The sequence below is a fragment of the uncultured Bacteroides sp. genome (assembly GCF_947632445.1).
In the GTDB taxonomy this organism is placed as follows: domain Bacteria; phylum Bacteroidota; class Bacteroidia; order Bacteroidales; family Bacteroidaceae; genus Bacteroides.
Genome location: NZ_CANRPM010000017.1, coordinates 22,624 through 45,511 on the forward strand (window position 1 = coordinate 22,624; position 22,888 = coordinate 45,511).

19 protein-coding genes and 1 pseudogene are annotated in these 22,888 nt (G+C 43.2%); 4 read left to right on the forward strand and 16 right to left on the reverse strand.

Annotated features, from left to right (window positions below):
* Nucleotides 1–4: 4 nt before the first annotated feature.
* From Q0Z70_RS05385 to Q0Z70_RS05395, 3 genes are read left to right on the forward strand one after another with little or no spacing between them, the layout of a single operon-like run.
* A complete protein-coding gene (locus tag Q0Z70_RS05385) occupies nt 5–1,657 on the forward strand; it encodes a class I SAM-dependent DNA methyltransferase (protein WP_298073092.1) in 1,653 nt (550 codons plus the stop codon).
* Nucleotides 1,647–2,525: a protein adenylyltransferase Fic gene (gene fic / locus Q0Z70_RS05390; protein ID WP_298073093.1), complete on the forward strand. Its 879-nt coding sequence runs from the start codon at nt 1,647–1,649 to the stop codon at nt 2,523–2,525. Before Q0Z70_RS05385 ends, fic begins: the two co-directional genes overlap by 11 nt.
* Before the next feature lie 54 nt (nt 2,526–2,579).
* Nucleotides 2,580–3,836 (forward strand): restriction endonuclease subunit S, encoded by a 1,257-nt coding sequence (locus Q0Z70_RS05395; RefSeq protein WP_298073094.1) that lies wholly within the window; start codon nt 2,580–2,582, stop codon nt 3,834–3,836.
* On the opposite strand, the gene Q0Z70_RS05400 is transcribed toward Q0Z70_RS05395, so the two are convergent.
* The 12 genes and pseudogenes from Q0Z70_RS05400 to tsaD form a co-directional block, all read right to left on the reverse strand.
* The gene (locus Q0Z70_RS05400) at nt 3,772–4,167 is read right to left on the reverse strand and encodes a hypothetical protein (RefSeq protein WP_298073095.1); all 396 of its coding nucleotides are present in this window, start codon (nt 4,165–4,167) and stop codon (nt 3,772–3,774) included. The genes Q0Z70_RS05395 and Q0Z70_RS05400 overlap by 65 nt on opposite strands.
* 305 nt (nt 4,168–4,472) lie before the next feature.
* The gene (locus Q0Z70_RS05405) at nt 4,473–5,588 is read right to left on the reverse strand and encodes a PDDEXK nuclease domain-containing protein (RefSeq protein ID WP_298073096.1); all 1,116 of its coding nucleotides are present in this window, start codon (nt 5,586–5,588) and stop codon (nt 4,473–4,475) included.
* Between the two features lie 56 nt (nt 5,589–5,644).
* Nucleotides 5,645–5,920, reverse strand: a pseudogene (locus Q0Z70_RS05410) (site-specific integrase); the annotation flags it as partial.
* A 278-nt stretch (nt 5,921–6,198) separates the two neighbouring features.
* Nucleotides 6,199–7,329 (reverse strand): HU family DNA-binding protein, encoded by a 1,131-nt coding sequence (locus Q0Z70_RS05415; protein ID WP_298073097.1) that lies wholly within the window; start codon nt 7,327–7,329, stop codon nt 6,199–6,201.
* Nucleotides 7,330–7,363: 34 nt separating this feature from the next.
* The gene (locus tag Q0Z70_RS05420; protein ID WP_298073098.1) at nt 7,364–7,636 is read right to left on the reverse strand and encodes an HU family DNA-binding protein; all 273 of its coding nucleotides are present in this window, start codon (nt 7,634–7,636) and stop codon (nt 7,364–7,366) included.
* Between the two features lie 78 nt (nt 7,637–7,714).
* Nucleotides 7,715–9,013: a 30S ribosomal protein S12 methylthiotransferase RimO gene (rimO, locus tag Q0Z70_RS05425; RefSeq protein ID WP_298073099.1), complete on the reverse strand. Its 1,299-nt coding sequence runs from the start codon at nt 9,011–9,013 to the stop codon at nt 7,715–7,717.
* Nucleotides 9,013–9,969, reverse strand: a complete 957-nt coding sequence (ftsY, locus tag Q0Z70_RS05430; RefSeq protein ID WP_298073100.1) for a signal recognition particle-docking protein FtsY — start codon at nt 9,967–9,969, stop codon at nt 9,013–9,015. Before ftsY ends, rimO begins: the two co-directional genes overlap by 1 nt.
* Nucleotides 9,970–10,097: 128 nt before the next feature.
* A complete protein-coding gene (locus Q0Z70_RS05435; protein WP_005777897.1) occupies nt 10,098–10,256 on the reverse strand; it encodes a DUF4295 domain-containing protein in 159 nt (52 codons plus the stop codon).
* Between the two features lie 12 nt (nt 10,257–10,268).
* On the reverse strand, nt 10,269–10,457 hold the full coding sequence (gene rpmG, locus Q0Z70_RS05440) for a 50S ribosomal protein L33 (RefSeq protein WP_002560155.1): 189 nt from the start codon (nt 10,455–10,457) through the stop codon (nt 10,269–10,271).
* Between the two features lie 19 nt (nt 10,458–10,476).
* Nucleotides 10,477–10,737: a 50S ribosomal protein L28 gene (gene rpmB, locus Q0Z70_RS05445; RefSeq protein ID WP_002560154.1), complete on the reverse strand. Its 261-nt coding sequence runs from the start codon at nt 10,735–10,737 to the stop codon at nt 10,477–10,479.
* A 121-nt stretch (nt 10,738–10,858) separates the two neighbouring features.
* Nucleotides 10,859–11,326 carry a CinA family protein gene (locus Q0Z70_RS05450; RefSeq protein ID WP_298073101.1) on the reverse strand — a complete coding sequence of 156 codons (468 nt, stop codon included), beginning with the start codon at nt 11,324–11,326 and terminating at the stop codon, nt 10,859–10,861.
* 19 nt (nt 11,327–11,345) lie between these two features.
* On the reverse strand, nt 11,346–12,368 hold the full coding sequence (gene tsaD, locus Q0Z70_RS05455; protein WP_298073102.1) for a tRNA (adenosine(37)-N6)-threonylcarbamoyltransferase complex transferase subunit TsaD: 1,023 nt from the start codon (nt 12,366–12,368) through the stop codon (nt 11,346–11,348).
* 203 nt (nt 12,369–12,571) lie between these two features.
* Between tsaD and Q0Z70_RS05460 the strand changes: the two genes are divergently transcribed.
* Complete coding sequence (locus tag Q0Z70_RS05460) at nt 12,572–17,050, forward strand: translocation/assembly module TamB domain-containing protein (RefSeq protein WP_298073108.1); 4,479 nt, start codon at nt 12,572–12,574, stop codon at nt 17,048–17,050.
* 381 nt (nt 17,051–17,431) lie between these two features.
* Here Q0Z70_RS05460 and Q0Z70_RS05465 read toward each other — a convergent pair whose 3' ends face one another.
* The 4 genes from Q0Z70_RS05465 to Q0Z70_RS05480 form a co-directional block, all read right to left on the reverse strand.
* Nucleotides 17,432–18,667, reverse strand: coding sequence for a sodium ion-translocating decarboxylase subunit beta (locus Q0Z70_RS05465; RefSeq protein ID WP_298073103.1), 1,236 nt, complete (start codon nt 18,665–18,667; stop codon nt 17,432–17,434).
* Nucleotides 18,667–20,496, reverse strand: coding sequence for a biotin/lipoyl-containing protein (locus tag Q0Z70_RS05470; RefSeq protein WP_298073104.1), 1,830 nt, complete (start codon nt 20,494–20,496; stop codon nt 18,667–18,669). Before Q0Z70_RS05470 ends, Q0Z70_RS05465 begins: the two co-directional genes overlap by 1 nt.
* Nucleotides 20,497–20,532: 36 nt before the next feature.
* On the reverse strand, nt 20,533–20,787 hold the full coding sequence (locus tag Q0Z70_RS05475) for an OadG family protein (RefSeq protein WP_298073105.1): 255 nt from the start codon (nt 20,785–20,787) through the stop codon (nt 20,533–20,535).
* 486 nt (nt 20,788–21,273) lie between these two features.
* The gene (locus Q0Z70_RS05480) at nt 21,274–22,290 is read right to left on the reverse strand and encodes a trypsin-like peptidase domain-containing protein (protein ID WP_298073106.1); all 1,017 of its coding nucleotides are present in this window, start codon (nt 22,288–22,290) and stop codon (nt 21,274–21,276) included.
* Nucleotides 22,291–22,888: the final 598 nt, after the last annotated feature.

The following is a 22,888-nucleotide window of genomic DNA, read 5'->3' on the forward strand; positions in this document are numbered from 1 at the left end:
TATTATGAATAATATCAATATAGCAGAGGCTACCATAGCCCTGATTGATTCTTTGAAAAGTACAACAGGAGCTTTCGGGTTGGCGGGAACAGGAAGTGAATACAAGATTGTGACTGAAATGTTTCTTTATAAGTTCTTCAATGACAAGTTTGGCTATGAAGCCAAGCGCGATCCGATGTATGGAGAACGTTTGTCGAAAGCAGAGAAATGGGATGCCGAATATGATACGTTCACCGATGATGAAGTGGAAGATTTGTTCAGCTATCTGCCACATTCTGTGCCACGCATGAAACCGGAACACACGTTATCACATCTCTACAATTCTGCCACAAAGGGTGATTTTTCCACTTTGCTCGATAAGACATTGGTAGATATTGCCTCGCTCAATGCCGGGACATTCTCTGTCACCACATCGGGAAAGAGTAAGGTCAATATTTTCTTTCCGCTTACAACCTACGTTACCGATACACAGAAACGTGACGAGTTTGCAAAGTCGCTGATGCGCAATGTGGCTTCATTCAACTTTGAAGATGTTTTTGATGAGAAATACGATTTCTTCTCACGCATTTTCGAGCATCTGCTGAAAGGCTTTAACAACGCAGGAGGTGGAAAATATGCCGAGTATTACACTCCGCGCGCCATAGCGCAAGTTATGGCACGCTTGCTGGTAGGTGAGAATACCGATTTGCGCGGTGTAACCTGTTATGACCCTTCGGCTGGAACGGGTACTTTGCTAATGGCTCTGGCACATCAAATAGGCGAAGAGCGTTGCACTATCTTCTCGCAAGATATTTCAGAAAAATCATCGGAAATGCTTCGGCTGAATCTTATTCTTAACAACTTTGCAGCCTCGTTGCCAAATGTAGTGCAAGGTAATACGCTTACAGAACCATCCCATAAGGAAAGTAACGGCGTGTTGCGTAAGTTTGATTTCATTGTCTCCAATCCTCCGTTCAAACTCGATTTTCCAGAATACCGTGATACCTTGGCTTCTGATACCATCCGTTTTTGGGCAGGCGTGCCAAATGCAGTGAAAAAGGTTGACCCGATGAAGCCAAAGATGGCTATCTATACTTGTTTCATACAGCATGTACTTAATTCCTTGAAACCAACAGGTAAGGCCGCCATCGTCATTCCCACTGGTTTCATCACAGCCAAGAACGGTATAGAAAAGCGCATCTTACAACGTATTGTGGACGAGCGATGGGTGTATGGCGTAGTTTCCATGCCAAGCGATGTATTTGCCACTACCGGCACTAACGTATCAGTCATCTTCTTCGACAAAACGACCAATCATGACAAAGTTATCTTGATTGATGCAAGTAAACTTGGCGAGGAATACAAAGAAGGGAACAACCAGAAACGACGTCTTCGCGATTTTGAAATAGACAAAATAGTCCACTCATTCCAAAACAAGGAAGCGGTAGAAGATTTTTCCGTGGCTGTGACCTACGATGAAATCAAGGAGAAAGGTTACAGCCTCTCAGCCGGACAGTATTTCGACATCAAGATTGACTATGTGGACATTACCGAAGATGAATTTAATAAGCGAATTGCTGAATACAAGCAAACGCTTTCCGAGCAGTTTGCCGAAAGCCGCCGTCTGGAGGAAGAAATCATGGAACAATTAAACCTGCTGCATTTCAATGAACAATAAGAAGTCCATACGATTTTTCAATGACCGAGAGGTTCGGGCAATATGGAGCGATGCCGACAATAAATGGTATTTCTCCGCAACCGATGTAGTCAGGGCTATCAACAATGAACCGGACTACACCAAGGCGGGGAATTATTGGCGCTGGTTGAAAAAGAAACTGTCAAACAACGGGATTCAACTCGTGAGCAGCACTCACGACTTCAAATTTGAAGCACCCGACGGGAAGATGCGAAAGGCAGATGTTCTGGATACAGACGGTGTGCAGATGTTGGCCAAACATTATCCGAACAATCGCGCCAATGCCTTTCTCGACTGGTTCACCTATTCCGACAATACGCTTGATGGTCAAAGCCGCAAAAAAGCATACGACCTCTTTGAAAGCGGATTGCTGAACACCTTGGAACCGGGCAGTATCAAATGCTTGCAACAAATTCACGCATACATCTTCGGTGGATTGTATGATTTTGCAGGACAACTGCGCACAAAAAACATAAGCAAAGGCGGTTTTGTATTTGCCAATGCGTTGCATCTTCCGACGATTCTTTTTAATATAGAGAATATACTGGAGACTACTTTCGATGAGATCGTAAGTAAATATGTAGAAATGAACGTTGCACATCCATTTATGGAGGGCAACGGACGCAGCACGCGGATATGGCTCGATATGATATTTAAACGTTCATTAAGGAAATGCGTTGATTGGAGCCGGATTAACAAGAACGACTATCTGCAAGCCATGCAAAAAAGTCCGGTGAATGACAGTGATATACGCCTTTTGCTGCACGGCGCCCTTACCGATAAAATCAATGATAGAGAGATGTTTATGAAAGGAATCGACTACTCATATTACTATGAGCAGGAAGATTGAGAACTAAAAGCTTTGGACTTTAACGAATAACTACCTAAAAAGACAACACGATAAATGGGGATAAAGAAATATAAATTAGGAGAGATTGCTGATATTATTGGCGGAGTGGCGTATCAACCTTCTGATATTTGTGATAATGGTATAAGAATTCTTCGTGGTGGAAATATTCAATCTCAAAGTATCATATTGAAGTCCGACGATGTTTTTCTGCCATTATCATACAAAAGTCAAGAAAATCAAATTTGTATTGGAGACACAATATTAGTTGCCTCAACAGGCAGTGTCGATGTATTAGGCAAGGCAGCTACATGCTTTAAGAAAATACCATATACACAAATAGGCGCATTTCTTCGTATTGTTAGACCTAAGGAACAACGCTATGCCATGTTGATTTCAATAGCATTGAATAGCGAATATTTTGCACGCTATATAAAATCACAAGCAAAGGGGACAAGTATAAACAATATAACCATCGGGCATTTGCACAACTTTGAAATATATTTTCCAGATGACTATATTCCTATCTGTAATTTGTATTTATCATTAGAAAAAAAGATTTTGCTTAATCGTGCAATAAATCAGAATTTAGAGGCTTTGGCAAAGCAACTCTATGATTATTGGTTCGTGCAGTTTGACTTCCCAAATGAGGAAGGTAAGCCGTATAAATCCAGTGGTGGAGAAATGGTATGGAGTGAAAAATTAAAGCGTGATATTCCTGCATCATGGGAAACCAAAACGATAGAGGATATTGCTGACGTTTACAATGGTGCAACACCTTCAACTGTTAATGAACAAAATTATGGAGGAGATATTGTTTGGATAACTCCAAAAGATTTATCTGACCAAAAGCAAAAATTTGTCTATCAAGGAGAACGCAATATTTCAAAAGCGGGATATAATTCTTGTAGTACTCATTTGTTGCCTCCAAATACAATATTAATGTCAAGCCGTGCGCCAATAGGTCTGTTGTCTATTGCTAAAACAGAGTTGTGTACCAATCAAGGATTTAAGAGTTTTGTTCCAAAAGTAGAAAACATATCAACTTACCTGTATTATTATCTAAACATTCATATCAGACAGATAAAACAACTTGGCACTGGTACAACATTCAAAGAGGTTTCTCGTGAAGATGTGTTGAATTTTCCAATTCTAAAACCAAGTGATGCAATCTTGAATTCATGGGAAGAACGAGTATCAGCTCTTAATAATAAACAGTTTGAAATTCAAAAAGAAAATGAATACCTTACTAAGCAGCGCGACGAATTCCTGCCACTCCTGATGAACGGTCAAGTATCGGTAAATTCGGACTGATGTCCGCATTTACGGTTGCGGCTCGGCATAGTGAAAGCCAGCTTTCTCTCTGCACTCGCCTTGCACGTAAATTCTGATTTATCGCACGATTGATAGCTAATTTACGATGAATGCTATCTAAAACAGCAACCATTATGTCTTGACGCATTTTATCAACGTTTTCAATGGGTATGGCTTTGTAAGCGGCTTCCAGTTGAAGATTTTTCAATCCAGAGGTTTTGCCCTCAAAATTGAAGAAAACGCCATTATTGTAGACTGCTGCAAGTAATAGAACAACATATCGTGGATTCACTCTTCTTTTACCCGAAAGGCAACGCAGAAATTGGTGCATACAACAGGATCTACTGTGTCGATTAATTCTCGCGAGATAAAAGCAACGCGACCTGTTGATTGTGTGGGACTCCCGCCGGATTTCTCCACGATGATATCCCCTGTTTTCAAGCATTTGGCCTCAAAAGATTGCCGGCTGATATAGCGCGTAGGAATCTGCCGAAATTGCTGTCATATATGGGAATAATATCCGCACCTCTTACACACGCGACTTTGCAAGGCTGACTTCCGAATAGTTTTCTTCGCCCCAGTCTCCGCTAATGAATAACTCTATGATATCTATTATATTATTCGTTATCCGCAATTCTATTCATTCTGCAACCTGAAAAACTCTTTCTGCTGTTCAATCTCCCGACGCAGTTCCTCTTGTGTCGGCATATAGGTAAGATACTTGGCAGCAAAAAGTTGGTCGTTGTTGTTAAGAACCGAATAATGTGCCACGTCTTCGTCTGTTTCAGCGCAAAGCAACATGCCAATGGTGGGGTTATGACCCTCCGGGCGTACCAATTCATCGTACATTTTGACATACATATCCATCTGTCCCACATCTTGATAGCGTAGCTTGGTGGTCTTCAAGTCGATGAGAACGAAACAACGAAGGTGATAATTATAGAACACCAGATCAATATAATAGTCCTCCTTCTCTGTATGGATGTGCTTCTGGCGGTCAACGAAAGCGAAGCCCTTGCCCAATTCCATCAAGAATGGAATCAAGTGATCAATAATGCTTTGTTCCAGATTGTTTTCCGTATAGTCGGTATTGTTCTTGAAACCAAGAAATTCCGCAACAACAGGATTCTTCAGATATTCAAGTTTATCCTGCAACGGCTCAGTCAGTTTTACCATTTCATCATGCACAACGGCTTTATCTTGTGACTGTAGCAAACGATGGTAATACTGAGAAGAAACGTTACGTTGTAGCGTGCGAGTGCTCCACATTTCGTTAGCAGCTTCGTTCTCGTACCAAGCACGTCCTTCTGCCGTAAGTTCCTGTTGAATGATGCTATAGTGCGTCCATGTGAGCCGGATGGGAAATTTTCCAGTCAATGATTGGAAAATGTCGTCACCGGTCAAATCCAAAGATTTTCCAGTCAGTGATTGGAAAAAATCTGGATGACTCTGATAGAATGACACGAACAGATATAAATTGCTTTTCTTGAAACCTCTGCCGTATTTGTCTGTTAGTTCTTTTGCCAGTTTCTGAATGACTTGCTCACCATATTCGGCACGTTGCTCTTTTAGGACTTCATGCTGAATGCGCAAGCCGAGAAGCCAGTTTCGCTTAATGAGGGTGTCATTAATGGAACGATATGCAGAAGTCTGTGCCTGTTCGATTATGGAACACGCATCGCCATACAATTCACCTCGCGAAAGGATTGCTGGGGTCTCTCCTTGCTGGCGGATAATGTCTTTATTTGTCATTTGCGCTCATTTTGAGCGCAAATGTACTAAAAAAGCCGCACATAGAGAGCTTTTCGTCACCCAAGATACTTTTTGTGGGCTATTTTTACATTGTTCTGGTTCACTATGACATACTGCAACGTCGTATCAATACGCACGTGACCAAGTAAACGTTGCACCTGTTCAATAGGCATACCTTTGTCAATAGCCATTGTAGCAAGCGTTCTGCGAAATTTATGAGGATGCACCTTCGAAATATCTAACTGCTTGCCGAGCATTCTGACTCTCACTTCCACCCCACTAATAGTGAGACGTGTGTGAGGAAACGAGAGAGAAACGAATAAGGCCGGATTTTTACTCGTGCCAAAATCCCGTTTTTCTTCCTCTTTTTTTCACGGGCAGATTCTTCCGGCCTGACGCCGTGCTTGCTGACCCTCTGACAAAGTGCTTCGTCCCCTCCTCATAAAGCACTGCATGACACCCTTACGAAGCACTGCGTCGGGACATCAGGAAGTGCTGCGTGACGGAGTAAGGAAATAGGACGATATAGCAATAAATAGGACAGATTGATTGACTTTTCAACTTTTTTTGAGAAGTTAATTAGAATGTCATGCTATGCTTTCGCTAATTGTTATTGCTTTTCAATCAATTTCGGAATTTTAAGTGTAGTACCAGAAGTTACATTATTCGGATTCTTCAACACGTCCGCATTATGCTTCACAATGTAAGGCCATAAAGCTTTTGTTCCGTAAAACCGTAAAGAAATCCGTGTCAACGTTTCTCCTTCTTTGACAGTATAAGTGGTTTCTGTTCCCATTATTTCATAATTGACAGAATCCGGTTCTACCGGCTGTGCCTTGACTGTCGTTTCTTTGACAACTTTTTGAGGGATCTCCACTTGCTGTTTTGAAGCTGGATTTGTCGATTGTTGAATTCGAAGTGTATCTTCTGTTCTTTTAAGAGAATCCTCCTGAATAGAATCTTGTTTCAAGTCTACCATAACAGTCGGAGAAGTATATTCCTCCTCAAGCGATATAGGGGCCGATTTCTCTTGCAAATCGGGATAATAAAGATAGAAGACAATGCTTGCACAAGCCCCCAATACACATATCAGTACAATCGCAAACCACTTCAAGCCATTACCTTTATTTTCTTTTATAACCGCTTGCGGCAGAACTCCCTTATCCGTATCTTCCGTTTTTTGCGAGTTTTTCTGGGTTTCTTCTGTTGTAGATGATTCACCTTCTTTTTCCTGTTCATCAGCGCTCTCTTCAATCGCAACATTTTCGGTTACTATGACCGATTCAAAGGATGGAGAAGCAGCCTCAGGAAAAATATCCGATATCGCAGCCGACTCATTTGCAGCATTTTGCCCAATGGAAGTATCTTCTAATTCATTCTCGTCGGTCCGTTCTATCGGCGTATCTTCCAAGACTGTATTCTCATTTAGAATTACAGTCTCAAAATGTCCAAATGGTCTGTTAATTAATTCTTTAAGAGCAGAATCTGGCGTAAAAGAAACTTTTGTATGTCCTTGTATTTCGATTCGTTCTCCAGTATTGACATCAATGCTGCCACGACTTTCGACACCAATCAGTTTGAACGTACCCAATCCTTTTATTTTAACATACTTGTCCTGCTCCAGCCCTTTCTCAATTACTGCAAAGAAAGTTTTTACGAATTCCTCCGCTTCTTTAGGAGCAATGCGATGCTTTTCCACAAGCAGTTCTATCAAGTTCTGTATGTTTACTTTTTCATTCATAGCAGCAAATTCTCAAAGGGTATAGAGGAAGATTTCATTTAAACTTTTCTTTCAACAGGGTACTGGGGCGGTATGTAAGTACTAACTTTGGAGGAACCAGCATGCGCTGCCTGGTGGTAGGGTTTATAGAAATACGCTCGGCCTTTTTCTTTACTTCGAAAGTGCCAAATCCTTGAATGGTTACGACATTCCCTTCTCCCAGCTGTCGGGTCATGCCGGAAAGTAAGGAAGACATTAGTTCTGAAGTGTCTTTCAAGGTATACCCCAGTCTTTTTGATAATTCTGACGTAAAATCTTTATTATTCACTCGTCTTTCTGTTTTATATTTTACGGACGCTATATTAGCAAAATTCCGTCATATAAACAACATGTTTTTGAGAAATCTTTAGATAATGCGTCCATAAAGGTCGAAATCATCGGAATTTACGATCTCTACCTGATAAAAATTGCCGATAATCAGCTTTTCTCCGTTCCTTTCAATCAATACTTCTGGATCTACTTCTGGAGAGTCAAACTCGGTACGTCCGATATAGTAATTGTCTTCTACGCGATCAATAATGACTTTCGTCTGTCGACCAATTTTTGCGGCATTAAGTTCTGACGATATATCCTGCTGGATGGCCATCAACTCATCCAAGCGTGCTTGCTTCACTTCCTGAGGAATGTTATCTTCGTAATTGTCGGCTGCAAAAGTTCCTTCTTCTTCCGAGTATGCAAAAGCTCCCATTCGATCGAAACGCACCATACGCACAAATTCCTTCAATTCTTCAAAGTCTGCTTCTGTTTCTCCGGGATGGCCTACCATCAGTGTAGTGCGTAAGTGAATACCCGGTACTTCTTTTCGAAAGTTTTCTATTAATTGATAAGTCTGTTCTTTGGTGACATGCCTGCGCATCTTTCGTAACATATTGTCACTGATATGCTGCAAGGCAATGTCCATATATTTACATACATTGGGACGTTCACGCATTACACGGAACAGGTCAGTCGGGAAATGTGCCGGATAGGCATAATGTAACCGTATCCACTCTACTCCAGGTATGTCAGCGATACGCTCCACCAATTCAGGAAGCATTTGTTTATGATACAGATCCATGCCATAATAGGTCAGTTCCTGTGCAATGACCTGAAATTCTTTTACGCCATGACCAGTCAGATATTGGACTTCTTGCAATATTTCCTCCATCGGTCGTGAAACATGGCGGCCCGTAATGATAGGAATGGCACAATAAGAACACTTCCGGTCGCATCCTTCAGATATCTTCAGATAAGCATAATGAGCAGGAGTTGTAAGGACCCGTTCATTGTGCAATTCTTCCCGATAGTTCGTTCCTAAATCATGTATGAGTTCTTTCCAGTCGAATTTACCGTAAAATTTGTCCACTTGGGGAATTTCGATAGCCAGTTCTTTCAGATAGCGTTCAGAAAGACACCCCATGACATATAGCTTCCTTAGCAATCCCTCTTCTTTCGCTTGGGCAAATTCCAAAATCATATTGATGGACTCTTCTTTCGCATCTCCAATGAATCCACATGTATTGATAACTGCAATTTCCCCTTGAGGACGTTCTGCATCATGAGTTACGTGATAACCGGCTTCCTCAAGCTGACGCATCAAATGTTCTGAATCAACCAGATTTTTAGAGCAACCTAAGGTGATGATGTCTATTGTATTCTTTTTCATCAATTCTCACCAAACAAAGAATCTACAAACTCTCTCCTATTGAAAACTTGTAAGTCTTCCATCCCTTCACCCAATCCGATGTATTTTACCGGTATCTTGAACTGATCGGATATACCAATAACAACTCCACCTTTGGCTGTCCCATCCAACTTGGTTACCGCCATAGCCGTCACCTCTGTTGCCAAAGTAAACTGCTTGGCTTGCTCAAAAGCATTTTGACCGGTAGATCCATCCAATACCAACAATACTTCATTGGGGACATCTGGATTTATCTTCTTCATTACATTTTTTATCTTCGTCAATTCATTCATTAAGCCCACCTTGTTATGCAATCGTCCTGCGGTATCAATGATAACCACATCCGCATCATTGGCCATAGCAGACTTTAATGTATCAAAGGCTACAGAAGCAGGGTCAGAACCCATTTTCTGCTTGATAACAGGAACACCGACCCTTTCACCCCATATCATGAGCTGTTCGACAGCTGCAGCACGGAACGTATCGGCTGCTCCCAAGTAAACAGATTTGCCAGCCTTCTTGAACTGATAAGCCAGTTTTCCGATGGTAGTTGTCTTCCCCACTCCATTCACACCTACCACCATTATTACGTATGGCTTCTTTGCAATAGGTGCATCAAAGTCATTGGCATCATCTGTATTATTTTCGGTAAGCAACATCGAGACTTCATCACGCAGGATATGATTCAGTTCCTGTGTATTCATGTATTTTTCAGATGCAGCCCTTTTCTCTATCCTTTCAATGATTTTGAGTGTAGTCTCTACCCCCACATCCGAAGTGATAAGTATTTCTTCAAGGTTATCCAGCACTTCGTCATCGACTTTCGTCTTTCCAGCTATAACACGTGCTATCTTTCCAAAAAAACTTTCCTTGGTCTTGGACAAACCCTTATCCAATGTTTCCTTTTTCTCTTTTGAAAAAAAACTAAAGAATCCCATATACTAATGCATTATTTGCACAAAGATAGATAAAAAAAAACGATTGACAATTAGTCTGCAAAAAGAAATCCTCTTGACAGACAGACTGGCCGACAAGAGGATTTTATCAAAAGTGATTGTTTAAAATCTTATTTTTTGAAAAAGTCTTGAACCTTTTCATTAGGAACCATTTGCTCATCAAAGATGTAAGCACCGGTTTTAGGTGACTTAACCATCTTGATAACCTTTGTATAAGCACGACCTTCTTTAGAACCTTCGTGCAAACTTGCTACTGTTTTCTTTGCCATGAGTTATACGTATTATTTGATTTCTTTGTGTACTGTCACTCTCTTCAAGATAGGATTGTACTTCTTCAGTTCCAATCTCTCAGTGGTGTTCTTTCTGTTCTTCGTCGTAATGTAACGGGAAGTACCCGGCATACCACTATCTTTATGTTCTGTGCATTCCAGAATTACCTGCACTCTGTTACCTTTAGCTTTCTTTGCCATATTCTAAATCTCCTCTTTTTTAACCAATTACTTTAATGGTCTTCCAATCACAATAACCTTTAGCTACAGCATCATTCAAGGCAGCATCCAGTCCTTTCTTGTTGATAATGCGCAAACCAGCAGCACACAAGCTCAAGCTAATCCAGCAATCTTGTTCTACATAGTAGAATTTCTTGTTAAACAAGTTCAAATCAAAGGTTCTTTTGGTTCTTCTCTTTGAGTGTGAAACATTGTTGCCAATCATGGCTTTTTTCCCGGTAATTTGACAAATCTTCGACATTTCTATCTCTATTTTTATAGTTTTTATCTATACTTATTTCAAACAGAGCGCAAAGTAAGCACTTTTATCGTTAACAAACAAGCTTTTCAGGAAATAATTCATTGTACAATAGCATTTTCCTCTATTTCAAAATCTCAATAAGCAAATCTATGGCATTTTGAATTGCATTCTGCACATTTTTTGCCCGACCATTATCTCCTGTTTGCATAACTGTTACAGATTCATTTTTATAGGCAACAGCTATCCAGATTGTTCCTACAGGCTTTCCCTGGCTTCCACCTCCCGGCCCTGCAATACCAGAGGTTGCAATAGCACAGTCTGTTTTCAGCGTATTCATCGCTCCTGCAGCCATTTCCATTACTGTTTCCCTGCTAACCGCTCCGTATTTCTCCAGAGTATCAGAAGAAACATGCAACAAACTGGTCTTCACATTATTCGAATAGGCCACAATACCTCCCATGAAATATTCCGAACTGCCAGCCACCGATGTAATGGCAGCTGCGATTCCTCCACCGGTACAGCTTTCTGCGGTGGAAAGGGACAATTTCTTCAATTTAAGCAAATTGCCCAATTCCTCTTCTGCTTTCACAAAACCCTCCTTCCTTCTATTATTTTAAAGTAACACGCGAATAAGCAGGCGCTTCCATCGGACAAAAATCCTTATCCTGATACTTGAAGTATCCTGTAATGGCAATCATAGCGGCATTATCTGTCGTATAACTGAATTTAGGTATAAAGATTTTCCATCCATACTTTTCAGCATGTTCACGGAAAGCATTTCTTAGACCATTGTTTGCTGAAACGCCGCCAGCTACAGCCACTTCTTTTATATTATACTGTCTGGCAGCTTTACGAAGTTTGTCCATCAAAATATCCACAATAGTCGCTTCAAGCGATGCTGCCAAATCGGTTTTATGATGCTCTATAAAATTCGGATCTTCTTTTATCCAGTCGCGTAAAGAGTATAAAAACGATGTCTTCAAGCCGCTAAAACTATAATCTAATCCAGGAATATGCGGTTTGCTGAAACAAAAAGCTTTCGGATTGCCTTGACGTGCCAGCTTATCAATGATGGGGCCTCCGGGATATCCCAACCCCATTACTTTTGAACATTTATCTATTGCTTCTCCTGCAGCATCGTCAATAGTCTGCCCCAAAATCTCCATATCATTATAAGCTCTCACTAAAATGATTTGTGAGTTCCCTCCTGAAACAAGCAAGCAAAGAAAAGGAAAATCAGGTTGTATATTCTCTTCATTTTCCACTTTAATGAAATGCGCCAACACATGTCCCGTCAGATGGTTAACATCTATCATCGGTATTCCTAATGAACGGGAAAATCCCTTGGCAAAAGACACTCCAACCAACAAAGATCCCATCAGCCCAGGCCCTCTGGTGAAAGCAACGGCACTCAGTTCATCCTTGCTTATTCCCGCACGTTTCAAAGCCTCGTGTACAACCGGCACAATATTCTGCTGGTGAGCACGAGAAGCCAATTCGGGCACAACCCCGCCGTATGATTCGTGTACAGCTTGACCGTCCACAACATTCGATAACAGGAAGCCATCTTTGATTACAGCCGCCGAAGTATCGTCACACGAACTTTCTATCCCTAATATTATTATACTCATAGCGTTTATTTACATTTAAGCTTTGCAAAAGTAGCGATAAAAGTAGACGGATAATGTATTATTTCCTATTTTTGTGTGACAAAATATAAATTAACGATACTATCAAAGGGCTGAAACAAACATTACGCTGGATTATCGGTATAATTATAATGTCATATATCGGTATAGCATTGCTGCTGAATATTCCCTACATTCAGCACAAAATGTCTATGTTTGTAACCGATAAATTAGAAAATCTATTAGACACCAAACTGACTTTAGGACGTATTCATATTGGACTTCTGAACCGCATCGTTATTGAAGATCTGATGCTGGACGACCGTTCAGGAAAAGAGATGCTTAAAGTCACGCGCTTTTCTGCAAAATTCGATGTTCTCCCGCTTTTTCAAGGACGCATTTCCATCAACAACATCCAGCTGTTCGGCTTTACTGCCAACCTTGAGAAGGCCACTCCGCAATCTGAGCCGAATTTTCAGTTTATAGTCGATACATTTGCATCCAAAGATACCATCCCCAAACAGACAAATCTCAATTTAAGAATCAATTCTCTCCTCCTTCGTCGAGGAAGAGTCTCGTACAACATCTTGTCTGAAAAGGAAACGCCTGGCAGGTTCAATGTCAATCATATCAACCTACGCAATATTATCGCCAGCATTTCGTTGAAAGCCCTGCAAAATGATTCTATCAACGCATCTATCAAACGAATGAGCCTTGAAGAACATTCTTCAGGTTTTAAATTAGACAAGCTGGGACTAAAGATAATCGGTAATGAGCGAGAAATGCAAATAGCAGGCTTTGGCATCGAGCTGCCTCATACCAATCTGCGGATGGATACTATCCGCATGGAATATGACAACCTAAAGGCTATGGAAGATTTTGTCCATAACGTTCGATTCTCTTGTCGCCTGCTTCCATCAGATATCACTTTATGCGATTTGTCAGCATTCGTACCCGTTTTTTCATCTTTTAAAGACCCGTTACGGATAGAAGCTGAAGTGAACGGTACTATAGACCAGCTGAATTGCCCACGATTGGCAATATCGTCCGGTAAGGAGTTTTTGCTGAGAGGAGACGTTTCGTTTCAAGATTTATCTCATTTTCAGGATGCTTACGTATTCGGAAATCTGTCTCACTTACATGCCAATCCTGATGGGGTTGCATTTTTTATCAAAAATTTCAGCAAAGACTACAAGGGAGTTCCCGCAGCAATTCAACGATTGGGTACCATCAGTTTCCAAGGAGAAATATCCGGCTATTTCACGGATTTAGTTACCTACGGACGCTTGCACACCAACATTGGGAGCCTGAACACGGATATAAAAATCAGTTCAGACAAGGATAAAAAATCAATCTCCTATTCAGGTTCCATGGCTACATCCAATTTTGAACTTGGAAAGCTGACAGGCATCCCTAAATGGGGAAAAATAACGTTCAACATGGGAGTACAAGGACGTCACACCTCCCATAACTACCCGTCTATTGAAGCTAAAGGACTTATCACATCGTTTGACTACAGCGGCTATACGTATGAGAACATTACTTTGGACGGTGAATATAAGCAAGGAGGTTTTGCAGGTAAAATCGTGTTGGATGACGAAAACGCTTCCCTAAATCTGAACGGAACGATTAATACAGCCAGCAAAATACCGACTTTCAATTTCTTAGCCGAAGCCAAGCATGTGCGTCCTCATACATTGAACCTGACATCCAAATATGAAGATGCCGAATTTTCCGTCAAACTGAAAGCCGACTTCACCGGTGGTTCCATTGACGAAATGAACGGTGAAATTAATATTGACAGCCTGCAATTTATTTCTCCTGAGCAATCCTATTTGATGGATAACTTTAAGTTGACAGCTACGCAACAAACCGGCTCCAAACGACTTGATATTCATTCGGCATTCTTGCGGGGAAGCATTGTCGGCGATTACTCCTATCGTACCCTACCGACCAGCTTTTTGAACATCCTGCATAAATACGTTCCGGCATTGCTGCCTTCCAATGCACCAAAGGCAGTCAATACTGAAAACAATTTCGGCTTTGATTTACATATCTACAATACGGAATTGTTTTCAAAAGTATTCGGGCTTCCACTTACCGTATATACCCACTCCACATTGAAAGGATATTTCAATGACAAGGCTCAGCGTATGCGTATGGAAGGTTATTTCCCTCATTTGCGGTATAATAACAAATTCATTGAATCGGGATTGGTTTTGTGTGAAAATCCAAGCGATTATTTTCATGCCCGCATCCGCTTCACCCATAGAAAAGCTGACAGTTCCGTCAATCTGTCCGTAGAAGCATCCGCTAAAAATGACAGCATCCAAACCATATTGAACTGGGGAAATAGCAGTGAAATCACTTACAGCGGACAACTTTCCGGCACGGCCCGTTTTATGAGACAGCAGTTAGGTACGCAAGTTCAATCGCCCCGCCGGCAAGCGGAACGCAGCCATAACCGGAAGCAGCCTCCGCTGAAAATGGTGGTTGACATTCACCCTACAGACATCATTCTGAACGATACATTGTGGAATATTCATCCGGCACAAGTCGTACTTGATTCGGGCAAAGTATATGTACATAATTTCAATTTCACCAATCAAAAACGCTTTCTCCGCATCAACGGAGTCTTGTCTGACCAACCTGAAGACACCGTACATCTGGATCTGCAACAAATCAATATCGGATACGTATTCGATATAGCGGACTTGGGGGTCAATTTCCAGGGTGAAGCTACCGGACCTGCATACGCAACCGGCGTTTTCAAAAAGCCGGTCATGAGCACAGACCTGTTCATCCATAATTTAGGCATCAACAACGGTCTTCTCGGCGATGCCGACATACACGGAGAATGGCATCACGATATAAAAGGCATTTACCTGGATGCACGCATTCGGGAAGCGGATATTGCCCGGACCCATGTTCACGGATTTATCTACCCCATCAAACCCACCAGCTCGCTCGACTTGCAGATAGATGCAGACGGCACGAACCTGAAATTCATACACTATTATATGAAAGATATTACGCCCGAATTTACGGGGCGGGCGAAAGGGAATGTCCATTTCTATGGCAAGTTCAAGGCATTGACGATGGAAGGACAAGTGTATGGAGACGCTTCCATGAAAGTAGAAGTGCTGAACACGACTTTCTTCGTAAAAGACAGCATCTACATCGAACCGGGCGGATTGACCTTCAAAAGCAATCGGATTTCCGATATGTACGGAAATCAGGGAACCTTGAATGGCTACCTGCATTATACCCATTTCAAAAATCTAAGCTATCGTTTTAATTTCAATGTAAGCAATATGCTGCTAATGAACACCAGGGAATCCAGCGATTTCCCATTCTACGGAACCGTCTACGGAACAGGGAATGCCAGCATTGCCGGCAACGCGGCGGAAGGTGTAAACATTAACGTAGCCATGACGACCAACCGGAATACCAATTTTACATACATCAAAGACAATGTGACTACGGCAACGAGCAATCAGTTTATCCGTTTTGTCGATAAAACGCCAAGACGCACCACGGTTCGGGATGACATTCGGCTTTCCACCTACGAGATAGCCCAACAGGATATAGAAAAAGAAGAGCAGGAACAGGAAATAGATACCGATATTCGCCTCAATCTTATTATAGAAGCAACCCCTGACGCGACCATGCGCATTATCATGGACCCGATAGCCGGCGATTACATCAGCGGACACGGAACCGGCAATATCCGCACGGAATTCTACAACAAAGGGGACGTCAAACTCTTCGGAAGCTACCGCATCAGCCAGGGGATATATAAATTCAGCCTGCAGGAAGTCATCCGAAAGGATTTCACCATCAAGGATGGAAGTACGATTACCTTCAACGGAAATCCGGCCAATTCCAATCTGGACATACAGGCCAACTATACTGTCAACTCGGCATCGCTCAACGACTTGATACCCGATGCAAGCGACTATCAGAATACAAACGTGAAGGTGAACTGCGTGATGAACCTGAGCGGACACCTTACTTCGCCCACCATCAAACTGGATTTGGAGCTGCCCAACGAGCGCGACGAGATAGAAGCCCTGGTGCGGAATTATATCCCAACCGACGAACAGATGAACATGCAGATATTGTACCTGCTCAGCATCGGCAAATTCTATCCTTCGGAAACCATCGGAACCGGGCAGAACTCGGACGTGATGTCCAGCGTACTGTCTTCCACCCTCTCAGGACAACTGAACAATGCGCTGTCGCAAATCATAGACAACAACAACTGGAACGTAGGCACCAACTTCAGCACCGGTGAAAAGGGCTGGACGGACATGGAGTTTGAAGGGATGCTGTCCGGCCAACTTCTCAACAACCGCCTCCTTATAAACGGAAACTTCGGCTATCGGGAAAATCCGATGGCTAACACCAACTTCGTCGGCGACTTCCAGGCCGAATGGCTGGTCACCCGTTCCGGCGAAATCCGGCTCAAAGCCTACAACGAGACAAACGACCGCTATTATACCCGAACGAACCTTACCACGCAAGGCATAGGCATCGTGTTCCAAAAAGAATTTGAAAAATGGAACGAACTGCTGTTCTGGAAAAAATGGAAGCTTTTGCAACTCAAGAAGCTGAGATCCAAAAAGGAAAAACCGGAAAACGGGACAGTGGCAGAGACAGAAACAGACTCCCCCTCAAAATGATACATGGTTTTGCACGGGTTTCTTGCCGCCTGCATGACCTACAGATGCGTATCTACCAACATGACAGATGCGTATCTACCAACTGACAGATACGTATCTATCAACATGACAGATGCGTATCTACTGACTGACAGATGCGTATCTACCGACTGACAGATGCGTATCTACCGACTGACAGATGCGTATCTACCGACTGACAGATGCGTATCTGTGCTCCCCATAGATACGTATCTGTACTCCCCATAGATACGTATCTGTACTCCCCATAGATACGTATCTGCAAATCGCCGGATTGGCAGGCATAAAATAACACAAGTCCGAAAGAATCTTTCGGACTTGCGTCGAGGAGACAGGCTCCCTTGCTTTATATAATATACTACCCTATCCCAAGAAAGAGATAAGCACACCGGCAGCAACGGCCGAACCGATGACGCCCGAAATGTTGCTGGACATGCAGTAGTTCAGCACGTGGTTTTTCGGGTCGTACTTCGTGGCAATCTCGTTGCACACGCGACTCGCCATAGGCACGGCACTCAAGCCGGTTGCGCCAATCAGCGGATTAATCTTCTTCTTCGCGAAAAGGTTCACCAACTTCACAAGCAGGATGCCGCCCGAAATGGACAGGGCAAAAGCCAGAAAACCTCCGGCTACGATGCCGATGGTAGTCCAGTTCAAGAAAGCCGCGCTCGTCATGGTTGCACCCACACTGAGACCCAGGAAGATGGTGGCGGCATTCATGATGCTATTGGCGGCGGCGTCGAACAGGCGGCTTGTATCCGAGCCGATTTCCTTGATGAGATTACCGAACATCAGCATACCTATCAGCGGCACGGCCGTCGGAACGAACAAGGCTACGATGGTCGTCACGGCTATCGGGAAGATAATCTTGAGCACGCGCAGGTTCTTGATTTCGGTCTTCGACGGATAGAGCTTCTCCTGTTCCTTCATGTTAATCATCAGCTCCTTCCGGGTGCAAAGCAGCTTCACTACCAGCGGGATGATGACCGGTACCAGAGCCATGTACGAATAGGCTGCGATGGCGATGGGGCCCAGCAGGTGGGGAGCCAGCCGGATGGTGGTGAAGATGGCCGTAGGACCGTCGGCACCTCCGATAATCCCCAGCGCACCGGCTTCTTTCGGCGTGAAACCCATCAGCACGGCACAAATCACCACCGTAAAGATGCCCAGTTGGGCAGCCGCGCCGAAGATGGACAAGCGCAGGTTACGGAGCATGGGGCCAAAATCGGTCAGGGCGCCCACACCCATGAAGATGACGGGCGGCAGGAAGCCGGTCTTAATCAGCATGTAATAGATGAAGTTCATCAATCCCAGCTCGTGCGCAATATCGTGCAGCGGCATCTCCCAAATATTCTTCGCCACCCCGTTCACTATCACCATCCCGTTCTCGTCGGCCTGGATGACGCCCATTTCGCCGCCCGGAAAGTTGGCGATGAGCACACCGAAGGCGATGGGCACCAGCAGCAACGGTTCGTAGTGCTTCCTGATGCCCAAATAGAGCAGGACGAAGGCAATGGCATACATCACGAGGAACGACGGGTCAGCAATGATGTTGCTGAATGCCGTCATGTCATATAGCTTTCCAAATATATCTTCCATTATCCAATCTTCATTAATACGTCGTCTTCTGATACTGAGTCACCCGTATTCTGGCAGATGGCGGTCACGGTACCCTCCACGTCGCTACGGATGGCATTGTAGGTCTTCATGGCCTCGATGTAGCACAGCAGGTCGCCTTTCTTCACGCGGTCGCCCACCTTGAGCGGCGTTTCCTGCGTGTTTTTGGTCAGAAAGAACTTGCCTTCCAGCGGAGCCACTACCGAGTGTCCTTCACCCGAAGGAGCCACTTTCTCGGTAGCCGATGCGGGCAGGTCGATGTCGCCGTAAGCCACGGTCACGCGGTAAGCCTGTCCGTCCACCTGTACGGTCAAGGTCTTCGGTTTGGCTTCTTCGGCCGGCGTGTTGTTCTGCTCGGCGCGTCGCTTCTCCACGTCGGCCAGGAAGTCTTCCTTGGCCTTTCCGCTCTTGTATGCCTCATACTGGGCGGGGTGCATGGCATATTCGAAAAGTTCTTCGTCGTCTTCGCCCGTATCCCATTTCTTTTCCTTCATCATCTTGCGGTACTTGTCCAGGCAGTCGGGATAGTTATCCTGCGGATTGCCGGTGAAGAACTTGCGTCCCTCGCGTTCGGCTTTTTCCACGATTTCGGGAGCCAGCTCGCCCGGCAGTTTTCCGGCCTTTCCCAATATCATGTCCCAGATGTCGTCGGCAATCATGCCCCAACGTTCCTTGCCTTTCTCTATAGCAATGACATTCATCATGGCCAGGTTCTTGACATACTGGCTGAAAGGTGTCACCAATGGAGGATAGCCCACGCGCGGCCATACGTAAGCCACTTCGTTGAAAAGCTTGATGAGCAGCTCATCCTGCTTCATGAAGGGCAGGTTGCGCTTGGCCTTGTATTTGTTGATGCTTTCAAGGTTCGTCTCCAGGTCGGCCATCAGCGAACCCATCATGCCGCCCGGCAGCCCCGGAGCAATGAGCAGAGAGTTCATCAGACGGTTGCGCGGCGAAATGTACAGACCCAGAAAGTCGTCCATGAACTCCTGGATAAGGGCGCGGACCTTCATGTAGGCCCCCATGTTGATTTCGGGTACCTGATAGCCGGCGTCCTTCAGCATGGCCTGCACGCTGAGCAGGTCGGCATGCCCTGTACCCCACGACAGCGGCTCCATGCCCACGTCGATATAGTCGCATCCGGCTTCACAGACGGCCAGGATGCTGGCCATGTTAAAGCCCGGACCCGCATGGCTGTGATATTGGACAGGAATGTCCTTGATTTGCTTGATGCCCGCCACAATCTTGCCCAGTGTCACGGGCCGTCCGATGCCCGCCATGTCCTTGATGCAGATTTCGTCGGCACCGGCCTCAATCAGTTGTTTAGCCGTGTTGACGTAGTATTCCACCGTGTGTACCGGCGAGTAAGTAATGCAGAGCGAGCATTGCGAAATCATGCCTGCCTCGTGGGCATAGCCGATGGAGGGGATGATATTGCGCACGTCGTTCAGTCCGCAGAAGGTGCGGGTAATGTCGGTACCCTGCGCCTTCTTTACCTTATAGAAGAGCTTGCGCACGTCGGCCGGCACAGGACTCATGCGGAGGCCGTTCAGCGCACGGTCTAACATGTGCGTCTGTATGCCGGCTTCATGGAAAGGTTTCGTCCAGGCACGCACAGCCTTATTCGGATTTTCGCCAAAAAGCAGATTTACTTGTTCGAAGCCGCCCCCATTGGTTTCCACACGGGCAAAGCAACCCATCTCCACAATGGCGGGAGCCACCTTCACCAACTGGTCTACGCGGGGAACATACTTTCCGGCACTCTGCCACATGTCCCTGAATACCAAGCTGAACTTAATTTCTCTTTTCATCGTTGATGCGATTCTATAATAATATGAATAATGTTTTTATCTCAGTTTTTCCACCTTCGTTACTTTGCCTTTGTCGTGTGTCACTACCGCTACGGCCGCACTGATGGCCGCCATGATGTTGGCCGGTATCGGTGCCGCACCTTCTTTCTTGGCAGCAGCCGTCTCTTCGGGCGCATACTTGTTGACAAGCGCTATCATTGCCTTGCCTAAATAGATGACAATCAGCAGGATGGAAAACACTGTAGCCATACCCACCATCATCAGTAAAAGTGCAATATTCAAATTCTCCATATCAATAATTTGTAATCATTTTCTTGCATTCTGTAAAAAAATTGCCCGAAATTACCAATAATTGCTTATAGTATAAAAGAATATAGTGATAAAAGATGCTAAATGATAAAATTGGGAATCAGCAAAAAGATTAGTTTACGGTCCCCGACCGCCGTCCGGGCTACATCGGAAGAGCTACAAAAAGTATTTCGTTTAAATATCTCCAAACACTTGAAAAGCCACCATATTCTAATTTCTAAAACATAGAATAAAGTGGCTTTTTCAATAGACAATACTTTTTCTAAATCCTCTCTATAAAACTGAATAAAAGATTGTTATGCTTGTATGGCTATTATCTGTATGTATATTAATTTAATCCCATGTGAGTTTTGCAAAATACTTTTCATTATCTTCTGTTCCTGAGATTTCGGTTACATAACCGTCTTTCCCGTTTTCCATGCTATTGCTGTCTAATCTACTTCAAAGATAGAATCTTGATATGTAGTATTATTTATAAATAACCCTTATATCTATTGAAAAATTAAGATTTGCCCCTGACTTTTTACCACCGGAGGTTATTCCAATAATTTCTCCATACCTATTTATCAATGCACCGCCACTACTTCCGTGGTCAATATATGCGTCATGTTGAATAAGATAGCCTGAACGCTTTCCCGATACAATTCCAGAGGATATAGTGTTTTCTAATTCTTCGGGACTGCTAATTGCATAAACCTTATTGCCAACTTTATATCCGCTTTTAGTAACAGGAATATGATTAAATCCGCTTCCTTGTACTTTAAAAACAATATAATCGTATTTTTTGCTATATGCCAAAACTTCTTGAATCTGATATTTACTTCCATCAGAGAGTTTTATAATTGTTTTTTCTATATAAGCTCCTTTGAAAACATGATAGTTACTAATTCCAATGCCATCGCTACTGACAAAAAATCCAGACCCTTGAGAAACATTATAATTATCACTAGTATAAATCATAAAAACTGCTGAATTGTATTTCTCAAAAATCGTCGTTGCATCCATTTCCATGCTGGAATTGCTAGGAACGATTTTGGATAAGACCGCATAGTCTGCTCTCATTTCTGAGGGAGCTTCTGGAACAACTAAAGATAGTTCAGGGGTAGGCTTAGGGGTAGGTTTAGATTGTAACTGCAAACTAGCATAATAGGATGTTTCTGCATATTTATCAATATAGGGAATATCCACGAGAACACCGAGAAATCCAGTAAACAGCATATTCCACCATATATGTCCTCGATGTTTAAGAGATGTATAAATCGTTTTAGATTCGTATCCGTCTTTCTTGAAACTCAATGAAGATTTGGGCTTTTTGCTTTTGAATGTACAAGGAGTAGTACCAACGTAACTTCCATCTGCATAAACACTTGCCCCTTTGGGATATGAATCAACATAGATTTCTTTTTTTCGTCCCAAGAGTGTAACACAACTACTAAGCATAAAGCTTCCTGCTAACAGGATCACAGCGATTTTCAATTTATCCATATAATTGCTACAATGTGCCACTCAATACCCGGAAGAAGCGATTTTATTTTATGATTTTGCCTATATAAAGAAAAGGTGTGGGTACTTTGGCTTATTATCTTGTTGAGGCTCTCTTATTTTTAAGAGTTCTGGACTGCCCACCGTATGTAATAAGCAAAGCCCACACCAAGAAATTATATAAGCCACCCGTTGAGGTAGGTATATAATCTGATGTGGGCGTTCCTGCTTATTATTCATACGGTAGAATTGTCCAGATTCCCACAAGGAATAATTTAGCTAAACGCCCTTTTCGTCTATATGTCCTTTCAGTGTCTTAACGCATTGGAACTTCTGAAATTGCTGCAAAATTAGCGAAAGATTTTAAATAGCGAAATATAAACGTTGATAAATGTAGTTCTTAGTGCTTTAAAACATAATCCGTAGTAATTAACGTGAGTTCGATATAAGAATGAATATATTCATCTGATTAATAAGGACATAGCTATAAAAGCATTTAATTTATAGTATCAAATTATCACATTTAAACGATTATCACTATGTTTTCGGAGTCTGAAGTTATAGAGATTTATTGGGAATAAATATCGGATGACCATAAAAA